Genomic DNA, 1,808 nt, shown 5'->3' with positions numbered 1-1,808 from the left:
TCTGGGTATACAAGAAGTACCAATCACAGAACTTCCGAAATACCCACCCACCCAAAAGGAGCTGAAAACAATGGTTCTATCTTCATTTAACCATATTCAGGGGAGCAACGGAAGTCATTGGAACCGCTTGATGCGGGCGGAAAATGCGGGAAAGATATGCATCGTCGCCATTGATGCGGCCAAGTTTGTGAACACTGCGATGATTTGTAATGTATACGGCGATATCCTGATCAAACCATTTGAATTTAACGCCTCCTCCACCGGATTTACCCGACTAATCAAGGAGGTTACCCAAGCTAAGGATGGTTACGGGTTTGAGGAGGTGGTCGTCGGCATTGAAACGACAGGCCATTATTACGAAGACCTTGTCAGACTTTGTGAACAGGAGAAGTTTATCGTCCGAATCATCAACGCAGCGACGACAGCGCAAGAACGAGCGACCATCTTGAATTACACGAAAACGGACAACCTGGACTTGATGGCCATTACCCAATCCATCTTGCATGGTCGTGGGCAGACAAGCCAGAAAGCAATTCCACTGTTGGCTCAGCTCAAAACCTTGTCACGCGCCCATCGGGCACTAGTTAATGCACATTCGCAAACCATCAACTACGTCCGCCTTTATATGGATCATATCTTTCGGGAATACCAAGGAAGTGTAGAGCTTGTGGATGGAAAACAGGTTCACCTGAAAATTTTCTCCACCTTCGATTGCAAGTCATCTCTTTACTTGATGCGCCATTACCCTCACCCTTCAGATATTCTCGCGTTGGGAGAAGAGGGATTACGGCTGGTTTCAATCGAACAGAACTTGAAAATACGCGACCAATCGATTGAGCGCCTAATCCGTTTCGCACATCAATCGGTATCGAAGCCCAAAGAATGCCTGCAGGCGGAACTTCTCATTTTACACTTGAAGCTCGATGAGCTGGAATTACTGGCCGCACAAGTGGAGCTGTTGAAAAAAGAGATGGAACAAGTTCTTCTTCAAACCGATGGCGGAATTCTATTAAGCATTCCTGGGGTGGGGGTAACCACCGCCTCTGAATTGACTGCCGAAATCGGCGATTTGACACTTTTCACTCGCCCTGAGCAGTTAATTAAGATGGCTGGAACCAATCCCATTATCCGGCAATCAGGCGGCAAAAGAGCCACGACCCATCAAATTTCGAAACAGGGGCGAGCTGATTTCCGTGCCGCCGTGTATCGAGCTGGAAAGTCTATGAATAGGCAAAACCCGATGATGCGGAAAAAAGCGGACGAGCTGAAAGCAAAAGGCAAAAAACCGCGCCAGATTTTCATCGCTCTGGGGAACAGGCTTCTGAGAATCGCTTTCGCCATGATGAAAAAGAAGCAAGTGTACCAGCCGGCCGATCCCGGAGGCAAAAGCCTCCAACAAGTGATTGCCAGTAAACTGCGGACTCACGAAAAACAAGCGTTATTTTTTCATCGATATGTTTTGAACTGAAGCAGCGCGAACAAGTAAACCTGCCGGTTAGCCAACGGAAGAATGGCATTTTTCTGGAACGCCAGACCACATTGACTTTAGCCCCTGAGGCACTTTGACCTCGTAGTCCAGCGGAATGGGTCTTGTTCCACAAATACGAATAAAACGTAAATTCCCTTAGATTGTATGAAGTAGGTTGTATCCCTGTGGAGACAATAAACAAGACTTTGTGCGTTGTGGAAAAATGCCTTTAGAACGTTCTGTGATTGTCGATTTCAATTTTATTCCAGTTGATCTTTGGCTTTGTGTTGTCAAAAATCGACATAGACAGCGCTTGACTTAATTCACATTAAACGCTGGA

General features: G+C 46.6%; 1 protein-coding gene. It reads left to right on the top strand.

The window, feature by feature from the left end; genetic code table 11:
- A partial coding sequence (locus QMA09_RS16990) for an IS110 family RNA-guided transposase (protein WP_290213989.1) occupies positions 1-1,468 on the top strand: 1,468 nt, incomplete at its 5' end.
- Positions 1,469-1,808 lie beyond the last annotated feature (340 nt).

This window comes from Planococcus sp. APC 3906, from assembly GCF_030407685.1.
GTDB classification, from domain to species: Bacteria; Bacillota; Bacilli; order Bacillales_A; family Planococcaceae; genus Planococcus; species Planococcus koreensis.
Note: the sequence above shows the minus strand (reverse complement) of the source record. Positions and strands in the feature narration are given on the sequence as shown.